19 protein-coding genes and 2 tRNA genes are annotated in these 22,979 nt (G+C 62.0%); 4 read left to right on the forward strand and 17 right to left on the reverse strand.

Annotation, left to right across the window (positions count from 1 at the left end):
- Window positions 1-26: 26 nt before the first annotated feature.
- From leuS to ACUIAF_RS02800, 5 genes are all read right to left on the reverse strand, one after another.
- Complete coding sequence (leuS, locus tag ACUIAF_RS02780) at window positions 27-2,996, reverse strand: leucine--tRNA ligase (RefSeq protein ID WP_445338951.1); 2,970 nt, start codon at window positions 2,994-2,996, stop codon at window positions 27-29.
- Between the two features lie 75 nt (window positions 2,997-3,071).
- Window positions 3,072-3,902: a glutamate ABC transporter substrate-binding protein gene (locus ACUIAF_RS02785; protein ID WP_110417081.1), complete on the reverse strand. Its 831-nt coding sequence runs from the start codon at window positions 3,900-3,902 to the stop codon at window positions 3,072-3,074.
- 9 nt (window positions 3,903-3,911) lie between these two features.
- A complete protein-coding gene (locus tag ACUIAF_RS02790) occupies window positions 3,912-4,862 on the reverse strand; it encodes a magnesium transporter CorA family protein (RefSeq protein ID WP_110417080.1) in 951 nt (316 codons plus the stop codon).
- Window positions 4,863-4,968: 106 nt separating this feature from the next.
- Window positions 4,969-5,781: a DUF1287 domain-containing protein gene (locus ACUIAF_RS02795; protein WP_445338952.1), complete on the reverse strand. Its 813-nt coding sequence runs from the start codon at window positions 5,779-5,781 to the stop codon at window positions 4,969-4,971.
- 5 nt (window positions 5,782-5,786) lie between these two features.
- Window positions 5,787-6,812, reverse strand: coding sequence for a D-2-hydroxyacid dehydrogenase (locus ACUIAF_RS02800; RefSeq protein WP_445338953.1), 1,026 nt, complete (start codon window positions 6,810-6,812; stop codon window positions 5,787-5,789).
- 213 nt (window positions 6,813-7,025) lie between these two features.
- Between ACUIAF_RS02800 and ACUIAF_RS02805 the strand changes: the two genes are divergently transcribed.
- The 3 genes from ACUIAF_RS02805 to ACUIAF_RS02815 all read left to right on the forward strand — a co-directional run bounded on the left by ACUIAF_RS02805 (window position 7,026) and on the right by ACUIAF_RS02815 (window position 10,195).
- Window positions 7,026-7,098, forward strand: a tRNA-Ala gene (locus tag ACUIAF_RS02805).
- 351 nt (window positions 7,099-7,449) lie between these two features.
- Window positions 7,450-9,234: an ADP-ribosylglycohydrolase family protein gene (locus tag ACUIAF_RS02810; protein WP_445338954.1), complete on the forward strand. Its 1,785-nt coding sequence runs from the start codon at window positions 7,450-7,452 to the stop codon at window positions 9,232-9,234.
- Window positions 9,227-10,195 carry a PfkB family carbohydrate kinase gene (locus ACUIAF_RS02815; RefSeq protein ID WP_445338955.1) on the forward strand — a complete coding sequence of 323 codons (969 nt, stop codon included), beginning with the start codon at window positions 9,227-9,229 and terminating at the stop codon, window positions 10,193-10,195. The genes ACUIAF_RS02810 and ACUIAF_RS02815 overlap by 8 nt, the downstream gene beginning before the upstream one ends.
- Before the next feature lie 89 nt (window positions 10,196-10,284).
- Here ACUIAF_RS02815 and ACUIAF_RS02820 read toward each other — a convergent pair whose 3' ends face one another.
- From ACUIAF_RS02820 to glyA, 12 genes are all read right to left on the reverse strand, one after another.
- The gene (locus tag ACUIAF_RS02820; RefSeq protein WP_110417075.1) at window positions 10,285-11,370 is read right to left on the reverse strand and encodes a glycerol dehydrogenase; all 1,086 of its coding nucleotides are present in this window, start codon (window positions 11,368-11,370) and stop codon (window positions 10,285-10,287) included.
- A gap of 128 nt (window positions 11,371-11,498) precedes the next feature.
- Window positions 11,499-12,428 (reverse strand): hypothetical protein, encoded by a 930-nt coding sequence (locus tag ACUIAF_RS02825; RefSeq protein ID WP_445338956.1) that lies wholly within the window; start codon window positions 12,426-12,428, stop codon window positions 11,499-11,501.
- Window positions 12,429-12,522: 94 nt separating this feature from the next.
- Complete coding sequence (locus tag ACUIAF_RS02830; protein ID WP_445338957.1) at window positions 12,523-13,263, reverse strand: histidine phosphatase family protein; 741 nt, start codon at window positions 13,261-13,263, stop codon at window positions 12,523-12,525.
- Window positions 13,256-13,732, reverse strand: a complete 477-nt coding sequence (gene rsfS, locus ACUIAF_RS02835) for a ribosome silencing factor (RefSeq protein ID WP_110417073.1) — start codon at window positions 13,730-13,732, stop codon at window positions 13,256-13,258. Before rsfS ends, ACUIAF_RS02830 begins: the two co-directional genes overlap by 8 nt.
- 41 nt (window positions 13,733-13,773) lie before the next feature.
- The gene (glmU, locus tag ACUIAF_RS02840; protein WP_232347212.1) at window positions 13,774-15,108 is read right to left on the reverse strand and encodes a bifunctional UDP-N-acetylglucosamine diphosphorylase/glucosamine-1-phosphate N-acetyltransferase GlmU; all 1,335 of its coding nucleotides are present in this window, start codon (window positions 15,106-15,108) and stop codon (window positions 13,774-13,776) included.
- 56 nt (window positions 15,109-15,164) lie between these two features.
- Complete coding sequence (locus ACUIAF_RS02845) at window positions 15,165-15,962, reverse strand: HAD-IIA family hydrolase (RefSeq protein ID WP_015021717.1); 798 nt, start codon at window positions 15,960-15,962, stop codon at window positions 15,165-15,167.
- A gap of 67 nt (window positions 15,963-16,029) precedes the next feature.
- Window positions 16,030-16,100: transfer RNA gene (locus ACUIAF_RS02850), tRNA-Gln, on the reverse strand.
- 81 nt (window positions 16,101-16,181) lie between these two features.
- On the reverse strand, window positions 16,182-17,198 hold the full coding sequence (locus ACUIAF_RS02855) for a ribose-phosphate diphosphokinase (protein ID WP_029676331.1): 1,017 nt from the start codon (window positions 17,196-17,198) through the stop codon (window positions 16,182-16,184).
- Between the two features lie 103 nt (window positions 17,199-17,301).
- A complete protein-coding gene (nadD, locus tag ACUIAF_RS02860; RefSeq protein ID WP_015021715.1) occupies window positions 17,302-17,982 on the reverse strand; it encodes a nicotinate-nucleotide adenylyltransferase in 681 nt (226 codons plus the stop codon).
- A 5-nt stretch (window positions 17,983-17,987) separates the two neighbouring features.
- The gene (locus tag ACUIAF_RS02865; protein ID WP_015021714.1) at window positions 17,988-18,545 is read right to left on the reverse strand and encodes a hypothetical protein; all 558 of its coding nucleotides are present in this window, start codon (window positions 18,543-18,545) and stop codon (window positions 17,988-17,990) included.
- Window positions 18,542-19,855 (reverse strand): glutamate-5-semialdehyde dehydrogenase, encoded by a 1,314-nt coding sequence (locus ACUIAF_RS02870; protein ID WP_445339147.1) that lies wholly within the window; start codon window positions 19,853-19,855, stop codon window positions 18,542-18,544. The genes ACUIAF_RS02865 and ACUIAF_RS02870 overlap by 4 nt, the downstream gene beginning before the upstream one ends.
- A 119-nt stretch (window positions 19,856-19,974) precedes the next feature.
- Window positions 19,975-21,282 carry a serine hydroxymethyltransferase gene (gene glyA / locus ACUIAF_RS02875; RefSeq protein ID WP_445338958.1) on the reverse strand — a complete coding sequence of 436 codons (1,308 nt, stop codon included), beginning with the start codon at window positions 21,280-21,282 and terminating at the stop codon, window positions 19,975-19,977.
- Window positions 21,283-21,485: 203 nt separating this feature from the next.
- Here glyA and thrC point away from each other — a divergent pair, with 203 nt between their 5' ends.
- A complete protein-coding gene (gene thrC, locus ACUIAF_RS02880; protein ID WP_046323737.1) occupies window positions 21,486-22,967 on the forward strand; it encodes a threonine synthase in 1,482 nt (493 codons plus the stop codon).
- The last annotated feature ends 12 nt before the right edge of the window (window positions 22,968-22,979 follow it).

The raw sequence follows: 22,979 nt of genomic DNA on the forward strand, positions 1-22,979 counted from the left end.
CTGGCCTGGCTGCGAGCAGTGCAGGGTCATGCAGGCACGACCGACACGATCTTGGGGGCCTTGACGATGACCTTTCGAGGCTCCTTGCCGCCCAGCCGCTCCTGGACGGCGGGCAGTGCCAGGGCCATGGCCTTGAGCTGGTCGGGCGCGATATCGGGACTGACCTGCAGCTTGCCGCGGACCTTGCCCTTGACCTGGACCACGGCGGTGACAGTGTCCTCGCCAAGGTAGCGGTCATCCCATGTCGGCCACTGGGCATGTGCCAGGGACTCATTGTGACCCAGACGGCTCCAAAGCTCCTCGCAGATGTGGGGAGCGATGGGCGAGAGCATGAGCACCAGCGGCTCGATGGCCGCCCTGGGCGTCGGATTCAGCCCGGTCAGATGGTTGTTGAGCACGATCATCCTGGCGATGGCCGTGTTGGGACGCATGGCCTCCATCTCCACCGTCACGTCGTGGATGGTGGTATTGAGCAGCTTCAGGGTTTTCTGGTCGGGTTCGCCCTCGTCCAGGACCACCTCGCCGGTCTGCTCGTCCACCACATTGCGCCAGAGCCGCTGCAGGAAGCGCATGCCACCCACCACGTTGCGCGTGTTCCAGGGCCTGGATTCGTCCAGGGGACCCATGCTCATCTCGTATAGGCGGAAGGTGTCGGCCCCGTAGGTGCGGTACATGTCGTCAGGGGTGATGATGTTCTTGAGGCTCTTGCCCATCTTGCCGAACTCGCGGTTGACCGGCTGACCCTGCCAGGTGTAGCCGACCTTGCCGCCCTCCTCATGCTCCTCCACCTCAGCGGCGGGCACGTACTGGCCGCGCTGGTCCGTGTAGGCGTAGGCCTGGATCATCCCCTGGTTGAAGAGCTTGTGGAAGGGCTCCTTGGACGAGACGTAACCCAGATCATAGAGGACCTTGTGCCAGAAGCGGGCATAGAGCAGGTGCAGCACCGCGTGCTCCACGCCGCCCACGTAAAGGTCAACGCCGCCCGACTCCCCTGCGGTGGCGTTATGCCTGGGTCCCAGCCAGTAGTCGTATTCCTCCGGATCGACCATGTGCTGGTCGTCCTTGGGGTCGATGTAACGCATGTAGTACCAGCAGGAACCAGCCCAGTTGGGCATGGTGTTGGTGTCCCTGTGGTAGACCTTTGGCCCGTCACCCAGATCCAGGGTCACGTTCACCCAGTCCTGGTTGCGGCTCAACGGGGCCTCCGGGCTGGACTGTGCATCCTCGGGGTCGAAGGTCTTGGGCGAGTAGTCGGGCACATCCGGCAGGGCCACGGGCAGCTGGTTGTCCGGCAGCAGGTGGGGCAGGCCCTGGTCGTCATAGACCACCGGGAAGGGCTCACCCCAGTAGCGCTGACGGGAGAAGAGCCAGTCACGCAGCCGGTAGGAAACCGTCCCATGGCCCACGCCGGCCGACTCCAGCCAGGCAGTGACCTTCTCGATGGCCTGGTCAACCCGCAGACCGTCCAGGCTGAGCTGGTCGCCAGCGGCCTGGGTGGCCTGGACCGAGGAGTTGACCACAATGCCGTCGTGGGAGACGAAAGGCGCCTTGCCCCGATAGTCGTCCAGGGTCTGTCCGGATTCAGGCAGAGGGCTTACCGTGTAGACGACGGGCAGGCCGTACTTGACGGCGAAGTCGTAATCGCGCTGATCGCCGCCAGGCACAGCCATGATGGCTCCGGTGCCATAGTCCATCAGGACGTAGTCGGCAGTGAAGATGGGTAGCTTGGCCCCGGTGATGGGGTTTACCGCGTACAGCCCGGTAAACAGGCCTGTCTTCGCCCCGCCTTCGTCCACGCGATCCTTGGCGGTCTTGGCTTCCGCGGCCCTGCGATAGGCCTGCACACCCTCCGCTGGATTGGCATAGCCCCCCTTCCACTGCTCAGGCACATCCTCAGACCACTCCTGAGGCAGGTGCTGCAGCAGGTCGTGCTCGGGCGAAACCACGGCGAAGGTGGCGCCGAAAAGGGTGTCGGGACGGGTGGTGTAGACCTCCATGGTCTGATCACCGTCAGGGCTGGGCACGGTGAAGTCCACCGAGGCCCCGTGCGACTCGCCGATCCAATTGCGCTGCATAAGCTTGACCTTTTCAGGCCAGTCCAGAATGTCCAGATCCTCCAGAAGCCGGTGGCCGTAGGCGGTGATGCGCATGGACCACTGCTTGAGCTCACGCTGGTAGACCGGGTAGTTGCCCCGCTCGGAGCGCCCCTCGGCGGTCACCTCCTCGTTGGCCAGGACCGTGCCCAACCCGGGGCACCAGTTGACCGGCGAGCGCGAGATGTAGGCCAGGCGGAAATCGTTGAGCACCTCGGAGCGCTCGGCCTCGTCCATCTCCGCCCAAGAAGCGCCGGAATGGCCTGGAATGGGCCTGCTTCCGGACTTGAAGGCCTCGACCAGTTCGCTGATAGGTCTGGCCGATCCTGTCCCTCCGTCGGCACGGCGGTAGTCGGGGTCATACCAGGACTCGTAGATGCGCGAGAAGATCCACTGGGTCCAGCGCACATAGTCGGTATCGATGGTGGCGAAGGAGCGGCGGTCGTCGAAGCTGAGCCCCAGCCGGTGCAGCTGCCAGCGCATGTTGGCGATGTTCTGCTCGGTGGTGACCCGGGGATGCTGCCCGGTCTGGACCGCATACTGCTCGGCGGGCAGTCCGAAGGCATCGTAGCCCATGGCGTGCAGGACGTTCTCGCCCTTCATCCGGTGGTAACGGCTGACCACGTCGGTGGCTATATAGCCCAGGGGGTGGCCCACATGCAAGCCCTTGCCCGAAGGATAGGGAAACATGTCTATGACGAAGTAGGGACTGCGGCCCCCAGCGTGGTCTCCCTGGGCATCGGTCAAGTCGCCCTTGGTGTTGGCGGCCCAGAAGGTGCCATCCTTGTCCCAGCGCTGCTGCCAGCGTTCCTCGATGGTCTGAGCCATGGCGGCGTCGTAGCGGAATTGAGGCTGATCTGATTCCTGGGTCTGCTGATGATCCCTGTCTTCATTCGCGTTCATATGGTGAATTATCGCCATTCACATGGACACGGCCGGGCCGATGTCCAGCATCCGTCGTCCTGCCTGGAGTCGTGCTCAGTGGTCGCCAGGCTTAAGGGTGCGGGCGGCGGCATCCAAGGAGAAACCGATCGACTTGGATGCCCGGCTCAGGGCAGCCTTGAAGGATCCGTCCTGCATCATCCTCTTCAGGGCCTGGTCGATGACGTCCACCAGCTCAGGATCCCCGTGGGGCAGACCGATGCCGTATCGCTCATGGGAGAAGGGATTGCCGACCAGGCGCAGCTGACCGCCACCGCGAACATGAGCCAGTCCGGCCAGGGCAAAGTCATCACCGCTGACCGCATCCGTGTCCCCGCTGAGCAGGGCCGTCACGCACTCAGGGAACTCATCCCGTTCCTGAACCTGGGCTTGAGGGACCAGCGAACGCACCAGGGCCCCGGAGGTGGCCCCCGCGGCCACGCAGACCCGCTTTTGAGCCAGGTCTTCAACTCCAGCGATGTCACTCTGGGTGCGACGAACCAGCAGGTCCTGCCCCGCAGCCAGGTAGGGCCCAGCGAAATCCACCAGCTTCTGCCGTTCCTGGGTGATGGAATAGCCGGCCACGACCATGTCCACCTGGCCTTGCTCGAGCATGCGCTCGCGGTCCGAAGGCTTCACTTGACGGAAGACGATCTGCGACTCGGCGTACCCAAGCTCGTGAACCACATACTGGGCTACATCCACATCCAGTCCCCGGTACCGGCCGGACTGTGCGAATCCAAGTCCGGGCTGGTCAAAGGAGATGCCCACGCTGATCTTGGGCCCGATGGAGCCCGCCCGGTAGGGATCCTCCTGAAGTCCACACCCGCTCAGGGGCACCGCCAGAACCAGTGCCGCCAGAGCCGCCGCAATCCTGCGTGCAAACATGACCGATCCCTACTTGAACATTTTCGAACGTGTCAGGAACCAGGTTACCAAGGCGGTCACCAGGCCCGAAAGAATCACCACGACCGCAAAGCCCCAGGGTTTGTCGGTAAAGGGCATGCCGAACATGCCCTGGTTGAAGTTCATGCCATACATGGAGAAGATCAGCGTAGGCACCGACAGGCTGATGGAGATGATGGTGAAGATCCTCATGACGTTGTTGACGTTGTTGGAGACGATGGAGGCGAAGGCGTCGGTCATGTTCGAAAGCACGCTTGAGTAGATGTTGGCCATCTCGATGGCCTGCTTGTTCTCGGTGATCACATCGCCCAGAAGGTCCTCGTCGTCCGGATAGCGCTTGATACGCTCCAGCCCGGTCAGCTTCTCCAGGACGATCTCGTTGGACTTGAGGCTGGTGGCGAAGTAAACCAGGGTCTTGTTGAGCTCCAGCAGCATGAGGATCTCTCGGTTCTGCATGGAGTGGCGCAGCTTGAGCTCCAGCCGGTCCGACTCACGGTCGATGATGCGCAGGTAGCGCAGGTAGAGGGTAGCGTTGCGGTAGAGGATCTGAAGGATGAAGCGGGACTTCATGAAGGTGTTGAACCCCCGAATAGTTCCCTCCATGAAGGGGTGGAGCAGGACGGTGTCCTGCATGCAGACGGTGACGATCAGATCCTCGGTGACGATGATGGACAGGGGGATGGTCTCGTAGTAGTCCCGGCCGTCGCGCTCCTCGGCCCGGGGAATGTCGACGATGACCATGGTGTACTCGTCCTCCACGTCCACACGCGAGCGCTCCTCATCGTCCAGGGGGGCACGCAGGTCAGCCAGATCAATGCCAGTGGACTGCGAGACGTTGGCCAGCTCGACATCGGTGGGCGCCGATAAGCATATCCATGAGCCCTTGGAAGCCTTGCCGATCTGCTCGATCTGCCCGTTCATGGTGCTGAATACTCTCATCATCGCCATCACCGCCTCTCGTGCTCGAACCTGGCCGACGTGTCTGGCCGAACCGATAGTAGCAGATAACCAGTTGCCGCCGTGCTCAATTTCGCAGGGTAGTCCCGGGTCACCCCCTCCATGGGCGCAGGACGGCAGGTTGGATTTTGGAGGCATCGAAGCGGAAATGGCCGGTGATGGGACGATGGCCAGGTGACCCCAGGTAGTCGTTCTCCCTGGCGCGCTGACCCATGTTGTGCAGAAGCAGGGGGATGCCCTGGCTGTCCCTTTTATCCGAGGCCATGCCGATATGCCAGGAGGTGTCGAAGATGACGATGTCGCCCTGCTGCCACTGGTCGGTGGCCGCGGTGTCGTTGGTCAGACGCTGGGCATGCCGGGACAGGAATACGCCGAGGACATTGGTGCGTCTGAAGTCGATGTTCGGATCGGGCCTGCTGATGACTCCGGCATAGGCCCCAGGAGACGAGGCGATGTCGGCGTCGACCATGGCTTTGAGGTCGTAGCCGGCCTGCCGGAAGGCCCTCCAGATCTCATCGGTACAGGCACCCCGGTCATCGGGCGGATAGCCGCCCTGATAGTAGCCGCTGTCATAACGAGGATGGCGGCGGGCCTCCTGGTGGGCTCCACGCACCATGGCCGTATAATCGTCCACACTGTCGTGGTCGTAATCGACAGGCGAGGCCAGAGGCGGATGGGCCGCGGTCTGCTCGGGAGAAAACCCGGGAGGGCTATGGGAAGCGGTCTTGCGGCCGTTTGCAGAGGAACTTTGATTATCATGGCGAGCAGATCCGACACCCATCAACCTGCCAGCCAAGGTCAAGGAGCCCGCCACAATCAAAGCAAGCGCCAGCAGAACGGCCACCCACCGCAGAACAGTCGTCCGCCCACGACTGTTGCCGCTACGGCTTTGCTCTGTCGGCACGGCGGTTACCTCATCCGGTTGCGAAGGGGTCTGCCATCCATGAACCGACGAAGATTATCCAGGCAAATTTCCCGAACCTTGTCCATGTTGGAGGGTAGATGAGCTCCCCCGGCTACATGCGGAGTGAGCAGGCAGCGTGGTTGCCTCCAGAGTGGGTGGTCTTCAGGCAGAGGTTCCGGTTCGGTCACATCCAGCCCTGCACCGAAAATGCCATCCTTATCCAGGGCTTGGGCCAGAGCCATGCAGTCCACGGCATCTCCCCTGCCCGCGTTGATCAGCACGACGGTGGACTTCATCAATGCAAGACGATTGCCGTCGATGATATGTCTAGTCTGCGGCGTTGAAGGCAGGGCCAGAGCCACTACGTCCATCTCAGGCAGCAGGGCATCCAGATCGTCAAAACCAGCCAGACAATCGAACCCCTCCACCGGCTGGTCGGGATGCCGCCTGATACCGATGGTCCGAGCGCCTACAGCCTTGGCCAGACGAGCGAAGGAGGCTCCGATATCCCCCGTGCCCAACACCAGAACCTGGCAACCGCGCGGTGAAAGGACAGCCCCGCGAGGTTCCCAACGGCCCATGCGTTGATTGTCCCGGTAACCAGGAAGGTCCTTCATCAGGGCCCACATCATGGCGAACATGTGCTCGGAGACCGACTGCCCGTAGGCGCCGGAGGCGCTGGTCAGTATGGCATCCTTGGGCAGAACCCCCGGTTTCAGGTAGGCATCCACACCCGCGCTGCTGGTCTGCAGCCAGACCAGGTTACGGCAGGCAACCACCTGCTCGGCCGGCGGATTACCCAAAATGATCGTGGCCTCCATTCGGAGGGATTGAGGGACATCGATGAGCCAATGCATGCTCTGCCGCATGTCCGTGTCGACAATGAACTCCTGACGAACGCCTGGAGCCGCCTGGAGGAATTCCTGTCGTTCACTCTGGTCCAAGGGCAGGCAGTTGATGATGAGCTGGTCCCCAGGATGGTTCTCGTTCCGCTTTTCAGCCCGCACTTCGGCATCGTTTTTGCCGGTCATGGTCCGCCGCCTTTCCATTGCTGCCGACCCCCTTGGTCGCCCCTTGTTCATCATGCTAGCGCACTTGCAAGCTCAGGAATGACTCAAGACCATTCGAGGATAAAATCCATCAAATAGCTCACAATCCCTGCAATTCCGGGGCAACACACTGAGTTGCTCCATTCGCCAATCCCGGTGTACTATAAGCAAGGCTTCACCAAGCAAGGCAAGCACGGGGCTATGGCGCAGCTGGTAGCGCGTCTCCATGGCATGGAGAAGGTCGGGGGTTCGAATCCCCCTAGCTCCACAGATGGAATCCCGAGGTCACCTCGGGATTCTTTTTTATATCCAGCGCCTCTGCAACTGCGAGAGCCTGGACTAAGACACAGCGGCAAACTCAGCCAATTGTCGTCCACGCTCTATAGAACCCATACCTTGATCAAGTCTGTAACCTTGGTGTGCCTGCACTGTTTTTATCTCCCACTTCACATAGGTGGAACTCAATCAGATTCTCATTCTCCGTTGCAAGTTATGCATCTTTCACCGCCTGTGCCGACAATGTTCTAAGGGCATACAATGATTCTGATCAAAAATTTCGCAATCTATCTACAAACAGATTGATGGACCCATCGCAACGACTCCGGAGGCTTGCACAACAATGACCAGAACTGAAAGGGGCGCACTGGGCGCGCTTACTGGCCTGTCCTTGGGGGACGCACTGGGCATGCCCACGCAGAGCATGAGTCCAGCAGCCATCCATGAGACATACGGAAGAGTTGACACCCTTCGTGATGCCATTGCGGATCAGCCCATAGCCCCCGGTATGCCTGCGGGGTCTGTGACCGATGACACCGAGCAGGCGCTGATCATGGCGGGGCTGATCATCGAAGGCAAGGGACACATCGATCCAAAGGAATTCGCCAAGCGCCTTCTTGCCTGGGAGGACGACATGAAGTCACGCGGATCGCTCGATCTGCTGGGGCCCTCCACCAAGCTGGCCCTGGAACAGGTTCGCCGAGGCGCAGACATCATGACCACGGGAAGGACCGGCACCACCAATGGGGCGGCCATGCGAGTCGCCCCGGTAGGCATAGCCAACAGGCCCCAGGACACCAGACGGCTGGCCAATCGCATCTATGAGTCCTGCCAGGTCACCCACGACACGGTCGCAGGCTTCCAAAGCGCAGCGCTGGTCGCCACGACAGTCAGTCTGGGACTCGAAGGAATGACCGTTCGACAGGCACTGCATGAATCCCTGCGCCTGGTGAGCGCCATGGAGACCCCCGGAGCTTGGACCCCTAAGGCATCGGTCCCCGCACGTGCGCGCCAGTCAATACGTCTGTCTGAAGAATTCAGCGATGAGGACGACTTCGAACACCACCTTATTGAAGACTGCGGAACCTCAGTCGAGGCCAAGCGCTCCCCCTTCCTGACCTTTGTCTGCATTGCCGTCTTCGTAGCCTTGACAGTGGTGGTCTCGGCCGCCGGTCACGCCTTCATTCTGACTGTGCAGAAGTGGGCCACCTGGATATTCGGAGCCCTTACCCTGCTGGTGGCCATCTATCTGGCCACGACCGTAGATTGGTCCTCCTTCATCGGCAATGCTCCCGGATCGGCCAGTGCCTTCCTTATCGGTGTCGGCACCATAGCTGCAGGGACGGGCATCGGCTGGGTCAACTCCGGTGCAGACATGGCCCGTTACCAGAAAACCTCGGTAAAATCAGGCCCTCTGATCCTGACCGCGGCGGCAGGCGCCGGCATCCCCCTGGTCGTGGTCATCGGCCTGGGATCGGTCCTGACAGCAGGCAACTCCACCATTGCCTCCGCCGCCGATCCTGTCGCCGCGGTTCGAAGCGCTCTGCCTGCATGGGTTTCAATCCCCTATCTGATTGCCGCATTTGCAGGCTTGCTTATGTCAAACAACCTCTCCGTATATTCGGCCGGTCTGACCACCATCACCCTGGGGATCAGAATTCCCCGCGTCTATGCTGTCGTGGTCGATGTGGTGGTGACAACCTGCGGAGCCTTGTACTTCACGCTGGGCTCCGACGGGTTCTACGGCCCCTTCGTCACCTTCATCTCCCTGCTGGCAGTGCCGCTGAGCACCTGGGCAGGCATCTTCCTGTCGGATATGATCTTCCGCAAGCGCTACGATTCGGACGGCCTTCTGAACCTTCAAGCCGATTCCCCCTACTGGTACTGGCACGGAGTCAACCTCCCCGCCATCATCAGCTGGCTGGTGGGGATGGTCGTCGGCTTCCTGTTCGTGACGGCCCAGGTCTCCAAGAACGAGGTCTGGTTCTCAGGACCGCTGGCTGGCAGCTTCCTGGGCCGGAACGGCCTGGCCTGGCTGGTATCCCTCCTCCTGGGAGGAATCCTCTACGCCATTTTGCACCTCCTCTCCAAGGATTCCACAGCGGTGGGGGGTAGCGGCAATGACTGAGCCAAGGATCCTCCATCTGGGTCAGGTGGTGGTTGACCTGACTATGGACATCGACCACCTCCCGGAGCGCGGAGGGGACATTTTCGCCAGGCGAAGCGCCATAAAAGTCGGCGGCGGATACAACGTGATCCACGCAGCCAGGCAGATGGGAGCACCGATAGCCTATATGGGGGCGATTGGCACAGGTCCGATGGCGGACATGGCCCGTAGAGCCCTTGCCGCCCTGCAGGTTCCCGCCCAAGGGCCTATGCTGGATGACTGTGACACCGGCTATTCAGTGGCCATGATCGAACCCACGGGCGAACGCACCTTCGTATCGGCAAGGGGCGCAGAGACCCGTGTACCGGAGGGCACATACGAAAGCATGCACCTGGTTTCCGGTGACGTCATCTACCTGAGCGGATATTCCTTCTGCCACAGGTACAACACCAGAAGCCTGGTCGGATTCGCTCACAAACACCAGGGCGAAGGGTTCCCTGTGCTCTTCGATGTCGGACCCATGGTGGCCGATATTGCACTGGATGTGCTTGGCACGGTCAACGGATTGCATCCGATCTGGTCGCTCAATGCACGCGAAGGACCAATCCTAGCGGAACGTCTGGGCTGCCGACTCGAGACCGGCGATGCAACCGAGCTGGAATCCCTCTGCCGCTCGCTCTCACTGAGATTAGATAGCCCCGTGGTTCTTAGGGCCGGCGCCCGTGGTGCCTGGTACTGCCAACCCACGGATACTGGACTGGGCAAGTACATTCCCACCCCACAGGTTCATGTCATAGACACCAACGGTGCAGGCGATGCCCATTCGGGTGTCCTCTGTGCCGGCATCCTCCAAGGCCTGCCCATCGAGGAGGCGCTGACACTGGCCAACTGCGCAGGGGCCCTTTCCACTACACAGCCCGGTCCAGCCACCTGCCCGGATCAGGAAACCATACGAAAGGCTGCCGCCTCCCTGCAAGGGTGATCAGCGCAAAACCGGTCAAAGTACAGGCTGTCGTCGACTTCATGCCGGCGGCCGCCTGTACTTGTAAAGAGGGATCAGAGAAAGAGAACTCAGAGCTGCTTACCCAGCTGATCAGCTGCGCGCAGGGCGTGAGCCACATCGGTGGGGGTCACCTCAAAGGGCATGTTGCCCATGGTCTCGTCAGGACCGCAGGCATGTTCGCCGACCTTGAGCAGATCCTCATCGCTGGCCTGCCCAATACCGATCTGCTCCAGGGAGGTGGGCAGACCCACGCTACGGAAGAAGCCGTAGACCCTGCGGGTCTCCTCCAGGGGGTGATCCTCAAGGACCAGCTGTGCCAGGGTGCCGAAGGCCACCTTTTCTCCGTGCAGCATGGAGTGGGTGCCCTCCAGGGCGGTCATCCCGTCATGAATGGCGTGGGCGGCAGCCAGACCGGAGCTCTCGAAGCCCAGACCGCTCAGCAGGGTGTTGGCCTCGATGATCTTCTCAAGAGCGGCTGTGCGCACACCGGCCTTGGCAGCGGCCACGGCCTTGACCCCATCCTCCAGCAGGGTGTCGCGGCAGAGACGGGCCAGGGCGAAGGCGGCCATGGTGGCGTGCCCCCCGGTCATGGTCACCGCGTTCGACTGCACGCAGGCAGCCGCCTCATAGTAGGTAGCGAAGGCATCGCCCAGCCCTGATACCAGGAAGCGCACCGGGGCCCTGGCGATCACGTCGGTATCCATCAGGACCACGTTCGGGTTGGCAGGCAGGGGCAGATAACGGTCGAAAACACCCTCAGGCGTGTAGAGCACAGAGAGCCTTGAGCAGGGCGCATCCGATGAAGCCGCCGTGGGCACAATCATGACCGGCAGGTGGGCGAAGTGGGCCACGGCCTTGGCGGTATCCAAGGTCTTGCCGCCACCTATGCCGATCACTGCGTCGCTGTCGCCCAAATGGGCACGATGGCGGTCGACCTCCTCCATGGAGCACTCGCCGCCGAATTTCATCAGTTCGTAGGGGATCCCATCGTGCTCAAAGGAGGCGACAATGTCGTCGTGGTAGAGCCCGTCGATGACCGGATCGACGATCAGATGGGCGCCCTTGGTGCCCAGAGCCGCGTATTCCCCGGCCAGCTTTCCCATGGCGCCCTCCTGCTGAACATAGGAGCCCGGAGAGCACAGAACCTTGCGCATATACACACCTTTCTCATTGCTGGTCCCGCCTTCGGGACCAGATCCTTGGGGACGGACCTTATGGACCGACCGAAAGTGACCCTAGTCACATTACATGGTGGGATGCGTGTGCCGCGCCGAACGGCAGGTCAGTTAAGAGGCGAGGAATTTGTCGTGCTCGTCGGTGACGACTGCGGCGTAGAAGCCGTGTTTGAGGGACTGGGCGTGGATCCGGTCGCATCAGCAGACGGCGAAGGTGAGCTCGTGGGTTTCCCTCCCTGCTGCTGCACCTGTCCTGACCCTTGTTCGGTGCCTTGGTTCTGTTTTGTTCCGGACGGCTGGCTCTGAGGGGCACCCGGGGTCGGCTGGTTCTCAGGCTCCTCTGTGCGCTGCGCGGGCTTTGAGGGAGTCTCCTCCTCCTGGCTGGGGGTTACCACCTGGCTGGCCGGTGGGCTGACGACGTTGCGAACCACCTTGTCGGTGCCTTCGCCTTTGGTCAGGGCATTGATGGCCAAGGCGGAAAGCAGTACGGCCACCAGGGCGCTCACCACGGAGACGATGATGACGTTGCGGTGGCGCTGATCCAGCTTTTTCCTGCTGGTTGCCGTAATGGAGGCCGCATGGGTTCTTGGACCATTGCTGGATGAAATGGTCCTACCGGTCGTGGCTGCCGACTTTTCGTCACCGACAGGAGGCATGACTTGGGTGGAACCATCTACAGGGGCCATGACCTGGGTTGATCCGTCGGCAGCATCGCTGTAATCGTCAGAACGACCCTTGCCCTGGGCCGGCAACATGGTGGTCTGTCCATCGGCATCCGAATCGTCATTCGATCCTGTTTTGGAGTCATCATCATCCTGGTCAGCACTGCCGACCACGGACTCCTGCAGCTTCTGGCCGGAGGCTTCCAGAACATTCTTGTAGATCTGCGAGGCCACGGCGGAGACGATCGAACCGATGGCTACGCCGATGATGGATCCTGCCACGCCGATCTTGGCGGCCAGCCAGAAGGAGGTCATGGCTGCAAGAGCGCCGGCGATGATTTGCGCCCAGGAAATGTCATGAAAGAACTGCTTCACTCCGACCCCTTTTGATCCAACGGCTGGTGGCTGCGCTCTTATGGTAGCTGGTGGTCATGGCGATAGTGTGATGGTCGGCCGACCGCCTAGGACCTCAGTCGGTCTGGACCAGCCCTCGGGGATTGTCCCAATCCCCCCGCATGGCGATGGCCGGACCACGATTGTAGTCGATCATGGACCAGCGCAGACCACCGCCTGGCAGGTCTCGTGGCATCAATCGGGCCCAATGGGCGTTCCGCATGGTGACCAGACCCAGGTATTCGGGGTACGCACTGGCCATGCCCAGCAGAGCCTGAAGGGCCTCGGCAATGAAAGACCCATGTGAGAAGACCATGAGGTCCGTGTCCGGACCAGCCCGGTGGATCCATCGGTTCAGGGTTTCCAGGCCTCGTTTGCCGACTTGAGCCTTGGTCTCGGCACCGTGGAGCAGCTCTCCCCCGGCACCCCGGGACCAGGATTCGTAATCCTCGGGCCAGCGTTGACGAACCTCATCGGCGCTGGCTCCCTCCCACTCGCCGAAGCCGCGTTCGCGCAGCCCAGGATCGAGATGGACCGTCTGGCCCAAGGGGTCGGCGAAGGCGTGGGCGGTGGCGGCAGCACGGCCCAGGTCAGAGGAGATCACCAGCAGATGACGGTCTTGGGGGACGCCATCCACATACTCGGCCCGCAGCTCCTCGGCGGTCCTCTCCACTTGCCAGCGGCCTACGCTGTTGAGGGGAATGTCGATCTGGCCCTGCATCCTGTGCCCTGCATTGTATGCGGTCTGCCCATGACGGACCACGGTCAAGGAGCGCACATGCCGTCCATTTTCAGCGGCGGTATCCGAATCAGTCATGGTTGTCCTGAGGGTCAGCGAAACGGCTACGCAGATCATCCCCATTCAGATCATCCGCCTTGGAGGCCACCTGGTCATCCGGGTCGTCATCGGCAAGGGTGAAGGGGTGCTCCAACTGCACATCCACCTGGGGGCAGTCCTTCCAGAGCCGTTCCAGGTCGTAGTAGGCCCGGGCCTGCTTGTGCATGATGTGGATGACGAAGTCACCGTAGTCCAGCAGAACCCACTGAGCCTCCTGGATGCCCTCCCGCGATCGTGGATCCAGATTCTTTTGCAGATGCAGCTGCTTCTCCACCTCCTCGGCGATGGCCAGGACCTGTCGTTCGTTGCTGCCGGTGGCCACCATGAAGATGTCGGTGATGGCGATGGGCTGGGAGACATCGAAGGCCACGATGTCCATGGCTTTGACATCGTTGGCTGCCCGAGCGGCCACCCGGACCGCGTCGATGGATTCCTGCAATGCTGGCACTTGTCACGCCTTTCCTTGTTGCGAAGAAGATGCTGTCATGGTTACCGCTCCCAGGCGGGCTTCCAGTCCGGAACCTGATGCTGGTCATTGGTGGAATAGACCATGGCTCCGTCCTCGACCGGATGGCGGATGACCGATCCGGCCCCGGTCGTGACCCCGTCGCCCACCTGGACGGGAGCTACGAAGAGGTTCCCTGCGCCCACATGCACTTCCGACCCGATCTCGGTGCGGTTCTTGTGCACACCGTCGTAGTTGGCCGTGATGGATCCGCCTCCCACGTTGCTGTCGTGGCCTATATGAGCATCCCCCACATAGGACAGGTGGGGAACCTTGGTCCCGTGGTCGATGGTGGCCTTCTTCATCTCCACGAAGGCCCCGGCCTTGGTGTCCTCGGCAAGGACGTTGCCAGCCCGCAGATAGGTCCAGGGACCGATGTTGGCCCGGGCTCCGATCCGGGTCTCCTGCACATGGGAACGCTCCACCTTGGCCTGCGGCTCGACGATGGCGTCAATCAGGGTGGTATAGGGACCGACGACCGCGTCCGAGGCAATCTCGGTATGACCCTGCAGGAAGCAACCGGGCAGAATGACGGCATCCTGCTGGATGACCACGTCGTCCTCGATCCAGGTGGTGGACGGATCCAGAATGGTGACCCCTTGGCGCATGAACTCTCGGCAGACCTGCAGGTTATGGGCCTTGGCCAGATCAGCCAGCTGAATCCGATCGTTGACGCCTTCGACTTTGAGCGGATCAGGAGCGGCGAAGGCCCCGACCCGACCCAGGCGGCGGGCCGTCTCCAAGGCATCGGTCAGATAGAACTCTCCCTGGGCATTGCTGTCGTCCAGGCCGCGGACCGCCTGTCGCAGCAGGTCAGCCTCAAACACGTAAACGGAGGTGTTGACCTCCTTGACGGCCAGTTCAGTGCCGGTGGCATCCCGCTGTTCGACGATGCGCAGGACCCGTCCATCCTGGTCGCGAATGATGCGGCCGTATCCGGTGGGATCATCCAGATTGACCGTCAGTACCGTGGCTCCGTCACCGGAGCTGACATGGTAGTCGAGCAGGCTATGCAGCGTGTCCGCGTCCAGCAGGGGCATGTCCGAGGCGACGATCAGCACCTGGCCGTCGTGCTGGAGCTCGCCATCCAGCTGGTCCACGGCGCACTGGACCGCACGCCCCGTGCCTGGTCGGCTGTCCTGGCGCACGATGCGCACCTGGGGATCGTAGGACCGTGCAGCCTGCGCCACCAGGTCGGCCTGATGATGAACCACCACTGCCGTCAGCTCGGGATTCAGAGCAGTCACCGAGGTCATGACCCTCTGCAGAAAGGTCTTTCCGGCCAGGGTGTGCAGAACCTTGGGATGGGCCGAGCGCATGCGGACACCCTCGCCTGCGGCCAGGATGATGCCAGCGGTCAGCGTCTGCACCCCGCTCAAAACTCCACCACCCCGCTCTCGGCGATGTCGATCAGATCCTGAATGGAGTCCACCACCTGGTCAGGGCGGTAGGGGAAGGTCTCCACCTCGGATCGTGTAGTGATGCCGGTCAGCACCAGGAAGGTATTCAGACCAGCCTCGACTCCAGCCACCACATCGGTATCCATCCGGTCGCCAATCATGGCTGTGGTCTCGGAGTGGCCACCCACCCTGTTCAGGGCCGTGCGGAACATGATCGGGTTGGGCTTGCCCACAAAGTAGGGCTCACGGTTGGTTGCCTTGGTCACCAGGGCCGCCACCGCGCCAGCCGCCGGCAGGACGCCGTTCTCGCTGGGACCGGTGGCGTCAGGATTGGTGCAGATGAAGCGGGCCCCACCAAGAATCAGGCGAATGGCTGTGGTGATGGACTCAAAGGAGTACGTCCGGGTCTCGCCCAGGATCACATAGTCCGGGTTGATGTCGGAAAGGATGAACCCGGCCTCGTGCAGGGCCGTGGTCAGCCCGGCCTCGCCGATCACATAAGCCGATCCCCGCGGCATGGTCCGGGACACGAAGTCGGCGGTGGCCAGGGCCGAGGTCCAGATCCTATCCTCGGGCACGTCGATGCCCGAACGCCCAAGGCGGGCCGAAAGGTCACGAGGGGTGTAGATGGGATTGTTGGTCAGCACCAGATACTGGCGGTTGTTGCGCTTGAGGGTGTCGATGAATTCGGCAGCGCCGGGCAGGGCCGTGTTCTCGTGCACCAGCACGCCGTCCATGTCGGTGAGCCAGGTTTCGATCTTCTTGACTGCCAAGACAGTTCCTTTCGGTTGGTCACCGACCCCTAGGAGGCCGTCTCCGACCGGAATCGGCGAGCGTAAGCTCCCCCACCTGGATTCGAACCAAGACTAAGGGTTCCAAAGACCCGTGTGCTGCCTTTACACCATGGGGGAAAGGCGGAACCCTAGGGCCCCGCCAGGTTCATTATGCCACAGCCGGACGATTACGCCACGCCATGCCAGATAGGCAAGGCTTTAAGCGAAGAGGAAGCCCTGTCCGTGATGGGCTGGATAAGTGTCGAAGAGGCGGGCCACCGAGCCGTCCTCGAAGACCGCCTTGATGGCCGAGGCCAGCAGGGGCGCGATGGACAGGACGGTCAGCCCGTCCCAGCGCTTCTCCTGGGGAATGGGGACCGTGTCGGTCAGAATGACCTCCTTGGCCTGGCAGGACTTGAGCCGTTCCACGGCAGGTCCGGACATGACGCCATGGGTGGCCACGATGGTGATGGAGTTGGCGCCAGCCTCATCCAGCACGTTGCAGGCCTCGGCAATGGTGCCACCAGTGTCGATCAAGTCGTCCACCAGCACGCAGTCCAGGCCGCGCACGTCGCCCACCACCCGGTGGGCCACAGCCTTGTTGGGCTGGGTGATATCACGGGTCTTGTGGATGAAGGCCAGGGGCACGCCTCCCAGGCGCTGGGCCCACTGCTCGGCCACCCGGATGCGGCCTGCATCAGGAGAGACCACGGCCACCTTGGACAGGTCCATCCGGTCGCGCACATAGTCCACCAGCACGGGCATGGCGATCAGGTGGTCCACGGGCCCGTCGAAGAAGCCCTGGGACTGGGCGGCGTGCAGGTCCACCGACATGATTCGGTCCGCGCCGGCTGCCTTGAGCAGGTCGAACATGAGCCGGCAGGAGATGGGCTCACGGCCCAGATGCTTCTTGTCCTGACGGGAGTAGCCCAGGAGTGGGCAGACAGCGGTGATGGACCGCGCCGATGCCCTCTTGAGGGCATCGATCATGATCAGCTGCTCCATGATGGACTTGTTGACCGGGTCGGAGTGGGTCTGCAAAACGAAGACATCGGCTCCACGCACCGACTCCGTATAACGCACATACATCTCACCGTTGGCAAAGTCGTATGCTGTCGTCTCCAGGACGTCAATGCCGAGTTGATCGGCCACGTCCGCCGCGAGTCTGGGATGGGTCCGGCCTGTGACAAGTATGAGATTTTTTCCTGGTCTGCCTTTGAGTATCGCGCTCACCATATCTCCAAACGTTGTTTTCGCTGAAGCGGACAGCCTCCATGATAATGGCGCGCGCTGACACAGCAGGGCAGTTCGTGTTGGCGAGTCCGACGGTATACGAAGCTCAGGAAGCCGAACGGTAGAGCCCGTGCTTGTTGATATACTGCACCACCCCATCCGGGACCAGGTACCAGACCGGCATACCCCGGGCCGAGCGACGGCGCACGTCCGTGGACGAGATGGACAGGGCCGGGATCTCCAAGGTATCCACCCGCTGAGCAGGCACCTGAAGGTTGTCCAGGCTGGAGGAGTAGCCGGGTCGGGAGACGGCCACGAACTTGGCCAGATCCCACATCCGGTTGGCATCCTTCCAACGCATGATCTCGGCCACGGCGTCCGCCCCGGTGATGAAGAAAAGGTCACTGTCGGGACGCATCCGCTTGATGTCGCGCAGGGTATCCACGGTATAGGTGATGCCGGGGCGCTCAATGTCCACCCGGGAGACCGTGAACTTGGGGTTGGAGGCCGTGGCGATCACGGTCATCAGATAACGGTCCTCAGCATTGGTCACAGTCTTGTTCAGCTTGAACGCCGGGCGGCCGGTGGGCACAAAGATGACCTCATCCAGGTCGTAGACCCAGGCCACCTCCGAGGCAGCCACCAAGTGGCCATTATGGATGGGGTCGAAGGTACCGCCCATGATTCCAACCCGGGGACGACGGTTAGGGTGGACCGACCTACAGGCCCCGTCAATATCTGATGGCTCCTGTCCAGATTCCCCCTCCTTGGACAGCTCAGACATCATCCGGTTCACGCCTGCTCGCCCTCCCGTCTGGCTTCCGAGGCGTTCTCCTCATTCTCGGATTCCGCCTCCTGGCGCATCTGCTCGGCGCTGGGGTTGACACGGTCGGGATCAATTCGTTCCATGTCGGCATTCCACTCCTCCTGGACCACACGGCGGATCTCAGAGTAGGTGGGCAGGGGAAAGCCTGGCTGGTAGGCCTGACGAACCTGGGCCACGCATCCGGTGATGGCTATCAATGAATCGGAAAGGTCGGCAATGCGCCCCTCCTGCTCCTGTTTGCGGAAGACAGGCACCCGTTCCTCCATGACGGTGATGTCATGCCTGACCTGGTTGAGCTGGTCCTGGTCCAGGTCGTACACATCATCGGCATGCTCGTCGGGCCATCCAATCAGGACTGCATCGGCATACTCCAGGCAGGAGCGCTGGTCTGCATCAGGGATGCCGTCCTCGATTTGGACCAGAAAGACGTACCGAAGCAGGCTCAGCCGCTCTGAAGCCACTCTCAGCCAGATACGCGGATTGTCGTGCTCGCGTTGGAAGAGCTCTTCGATCTTCTCGTTCACGGCCGCACCTGCCCCCTGCCGTAGCCGATCCATTTGGTGGTGGTCAGTTCCTGCAGACCCATGGGTCCTCGGGCATGCAGCTTCTGGGTGGAGATGCCCAGCTCGGCACCCATGCCGAACATGCCTCCATCGGTGAATCGCGTTGAGGCGTTGACCATGATCACGGCTGAATCCACCCGGCGGGAGAACTCTTCGACAGCCTCATAGTCCCGGGCCAGGATGGCCTCGGTATGACCGGTGGAGTGACGGTTGATGTGCTCGATGGCCTGGTCAAGGGAGTCCACCACGCGCAGCCCCATTTTCAAATCCAGATACTCACGGTCCCAGTCGGCTTCCTCAGCGCGGACCAGCAGTTCTTCAGGAAGACCATGCCCGGCCAGGATGTCCATGGAGACAGCGTCCAGGTGCAGCTCGACCTGGGCCCGGGTCAGCGCCTGGGCTACACGTGGCAGGAACTCAGCGGCCACATCCCGGTGGACAATCAGCTTTTCAGCGGCGTTGCAGACACCCACCCGCTGGGTCTTGGCGTTGACGATGACGGGAATGGCCTGATCCATATCCACCGAACGGTCCACGTAAATATGGACATTGCCAGCCCCGGTCTCGATGGTGGGCACGGTGGCCTGCTCGATTACGCTGCGAATCAGCCCTCGGCCACCCCTGGGCACCAGCAGGTCGATATGACCCCGTGCCTTCATCAGAGCCTGGGCCCCTTCGCGACCGTATCGGTCCACGGAGGCCACCAGAGCCGGATTCAACCCCTGCTCACGAAGCACCCCGCCTATCAGCTCCACCAGGGCGCGATTGGTGCGTTCGGCCGCGTGACCCCCTCGCAGGAGGGCCGCATTGCCGGACTTGAGGCAGAGGGCCACCACATCGATGGTGACATTGGGGCGGGCCTCATAGATCATGGCCACCACCCCCAGGGGAACCCGCACCTGATTGAGCCGCATGCCGTTTGGCATGTCATGGCCACGAACCACCTCGCCCAGTGGATCGGTCAGCCCAGCCACCATGCGCACGCCCCGGGCGGCGTCCGCGATACGAACCTTGTCCAAGCGCAGACGGTCGATCAGACCGGCGCTCATTCCTTCTTCAAAAGCCTGGGTGCAGTCCTGCTCATTGACTGCGGCAATCTGTTCGGCCTGGTCGATCAGCGCATCGGCCAAGGACAGCAAGAGAGCATTCCTGGCCTGACCGGTCATGCCCGCCAGACCTGCCTGTGCAGCAGCCGCTGCATCGGCCATGGCACAGACCCGATCGAACACATCCTGGCGACCGGAGTTCTCGCTTTCACTCATGTTCGTCAGATCCTTTCGCCCTCAAGGGTCCGCCAGACCCATATTCTGTACCGATTGTAACCCACAGCGAAGGCAATAATAACAAGAGGAGGGAGGGCATTGCTGCACCTCCCTCCTCCAAGGGCCAATCAGTGGGTCTGATCCAGCTCAGGATAGAGCGGGAAGGCCTCGACCAGCCGGTCCACCCGGGCCTTGAGGGCATCCAGATCAGCCTGGGGGCCCTGGGCCAGCGCAGTGCCAATCACATCGGCCACCTCCTCGTACTGGGCCGGGCCGAATCCGCGAGTAGCCAGGGCGGAGGTCCCGATGCGCAGACCGGAGGCCACAGAGGCCGGGCGCGGGTCGAAGGGCACCGTATTGCGGTTGACGGTGATGCCGATCTTGGCCAGCAGGTCCTCCCCTTGACGGCCGTCCATCTCGCTGTTGCGCAGATCCACCATGACCAGGTGAACGTCCGTCCCCCCTGTGAGCACGGTGATGCCGTTGTCGGCCACATCCTTGGCCATCAGGCGTTCGGCCAGAATCTTTGCGCCCTCCAGGGTGCGTTCCATGCGTTCCTTGAATTCAGGCGTGCCGGCCAGCTTGAAGGCCACGGCCTTGGCCGCGATCACATGCATGAGAGGGCCGCCCTGGTTACCGGGGAAGACCGAGGAGTTGAGCTTCTTGGCATACTCCTGACGGGCCAGGATGAACCCGGAGCGGGGTCCGCCCAGGGTCTTGTGGGCCGTGGAGGAGACCACATCGGCATAGGGCACCGGGCTGGGATGCAGGCCGGCTGCCACCATACCCGCGAAGTGGGCCATATCCACCCAGAACTTGGCACCTACCTCGTCGGCGATTTCCTTCATGGCTGCGAAGTCCTCAATACGCGGATAGGCGCTCCATCCGCCGATGATCAGGGCTGGATGGGTTTCCAGGGCCCGCTGGCGGATGATCTCGGGCTCGATGCGGAAGGTCTTCGGATCGACCCCGTAGGATTCGGCATGGTAAAAACGTCCGGAAAAATTGATCTTCATACCGTGTGTCAGGTGGCCGCCGTGGTCCAGGGCCAGGCCCAACACGGTGTCGCCGGGATTGATCAGGGCCTGATAGACGGCGGCGTTGGCCTGCGCGCCCGAATGAGGCTGGACATTGGCGTACTCGGCGCCGAAGAGGGCCTTGGCGCGGTCCCGGGCCAGGTTCTCTACCTGGTCCACCCACTCGCAACCACCGTAGTAGCGTCTGCCAGGATAGCCCTCGGCATACTTGTTGGTCAGTACGGATCCCTGGGCCTGTAAAACGGCCTTGGGCACGAAGTTCTCTGAGGCGATCATCTCCAGACCACCGCGTTGACGCTCCAACTCTCCATCCAGCAGTGCAGCTATCTCCGGATCCACCTGCGAGATCGAAGAGTTCAGGACATCGTAGGATTGCTGTACCGGGTTCTCTTCGACCATGGGTCGCTCCTTTGTCTTTAACTTACAGCCTCGGGTACAGGGGCTGGTGGGCAATACTGTACGCCATACCGACCCCTGGCAGGCCGTGGCGTCCATAGACGGTTTCCTCCGCGAGCCGAGCAAAGCCATGGTTCGGACTCCTGTACGGGGTAGAATGCCCTGGTAATAATCTGTTCGGCGACATGGCGGAGGGGCAGGCAACCATGAGCACATACCACAGCACCCGAGGCGGCAAGGAGCAACTGCAGTCCAAGCAGGCCATCAGACGAGGCCTGGCTCCTGACGGCGGACTCTACGTCAACGATGAACTGGACGCTCTAACCATCGACCCCGCCTCGGTCGCCGGTTTGGACTACAAGGGCACAGCCAAACTGATCCTTTCGGGACTGCTGAGCGATTACTCTTCCGCTCAGCTGGACTCCTGCCTGGATGCAGCATATGGAAAACAGTGGTCCGATCCTGCAATCACCCCTCTGGTGGACCTGGGCGGTAACGACTTCGTACTGGAGCTCTTCCGCGGGCCCACTTCGGCCTTCAAGGACGTGGCCCTGCAGCTTCTGCCAAGACTGATGGCCCTGTCCGGGGACGATGGCGAGCAGATCATGGTGCTTACAGCCACCTCCGGAGACACGGGCAAGGCGGCGCTGGCCGGGTTCGCAGACGCGCCGGGCACGGGCATCACCGTCTTCTATCCTCAGGGCAAGGTCAGTCAGATCCAACGCCTGCAGATGGTCACCCAGGAGGGCAGCAACCTGCGGGTTTGCGCGGTTCGGGGCAATTTCGACGATGCCCAGTCCGCAGTCAAGTCCATCTTCGCCGACACCGACCTGGCTCGTGAACTGGAGGAGAAGGCCTCGACCGTCCTCTCATCGGCCAACTCCATCAATGTGGGCCGTCTGGCCCCGCAGGTCGTCTACTACTTCCGGGCCTATGGCTCCCTGATGGAACGGGGAGTGATCAGACCTGGGGATCCTGTCGAGTTCTGCGTGCCCACCGGCAACTTCGGCGATGTGCTGGCCGGATACTACGCCAAGATGATGGGCCTTCCGGTGGCCCGGCTGACCGTGGCCTCGGACCGCAACCGGGTTCTCAACGACTTCCTGACCACAGGCATCTATGACCGCAACCGCCCCTTCTACACCACTACCTCCCCCAGTATGGACATCCTGATCTCCTCCAACCTGGAACGGATGCTCTACTACATGGCCGACGGCGACACCGAGTTGATTGCCTCGCTTATGGCCGACTTGGAGTCCACGGGACGCTACCAGGTGCCCGAAGCCGTTATGACCAGAATCCGCAGGCTCTTCTCCTGCGGTTGGGCCGACGAGAACCAGGTGGCGTCGGCCATCAGCAACTGCTGGGAGGACCGGGGATACCTGATCGATCCGCACACGGCCTGCGGATACCAGGTCATGACCGGGCAGACCGACAGGGATCCTGCAGTGCCCCGGGTGCTGCTGTCCACGGCCAGCCCCTACAAGTTCCCCCGGGTGGTCTGCCAATCCCTGGGCCTGGAGACCCCGGACAGTGATTTCGACTGCATGGACATCCTGGCCGAGGCTACCAACACCAGGCCCCCCAAGGCTCTGCGCGCCCTGGAAAACGCACCTGTGCGCTTCCAGGACTGCATCGATCCAGGGGACATGTCCGACTACGTCCGCCACACGGTCATGCAGTCCTGAAGCCTGAGCGAA

This window comes from Bifidobacterium sp. ESL0822, assembly GCF_052606675.1.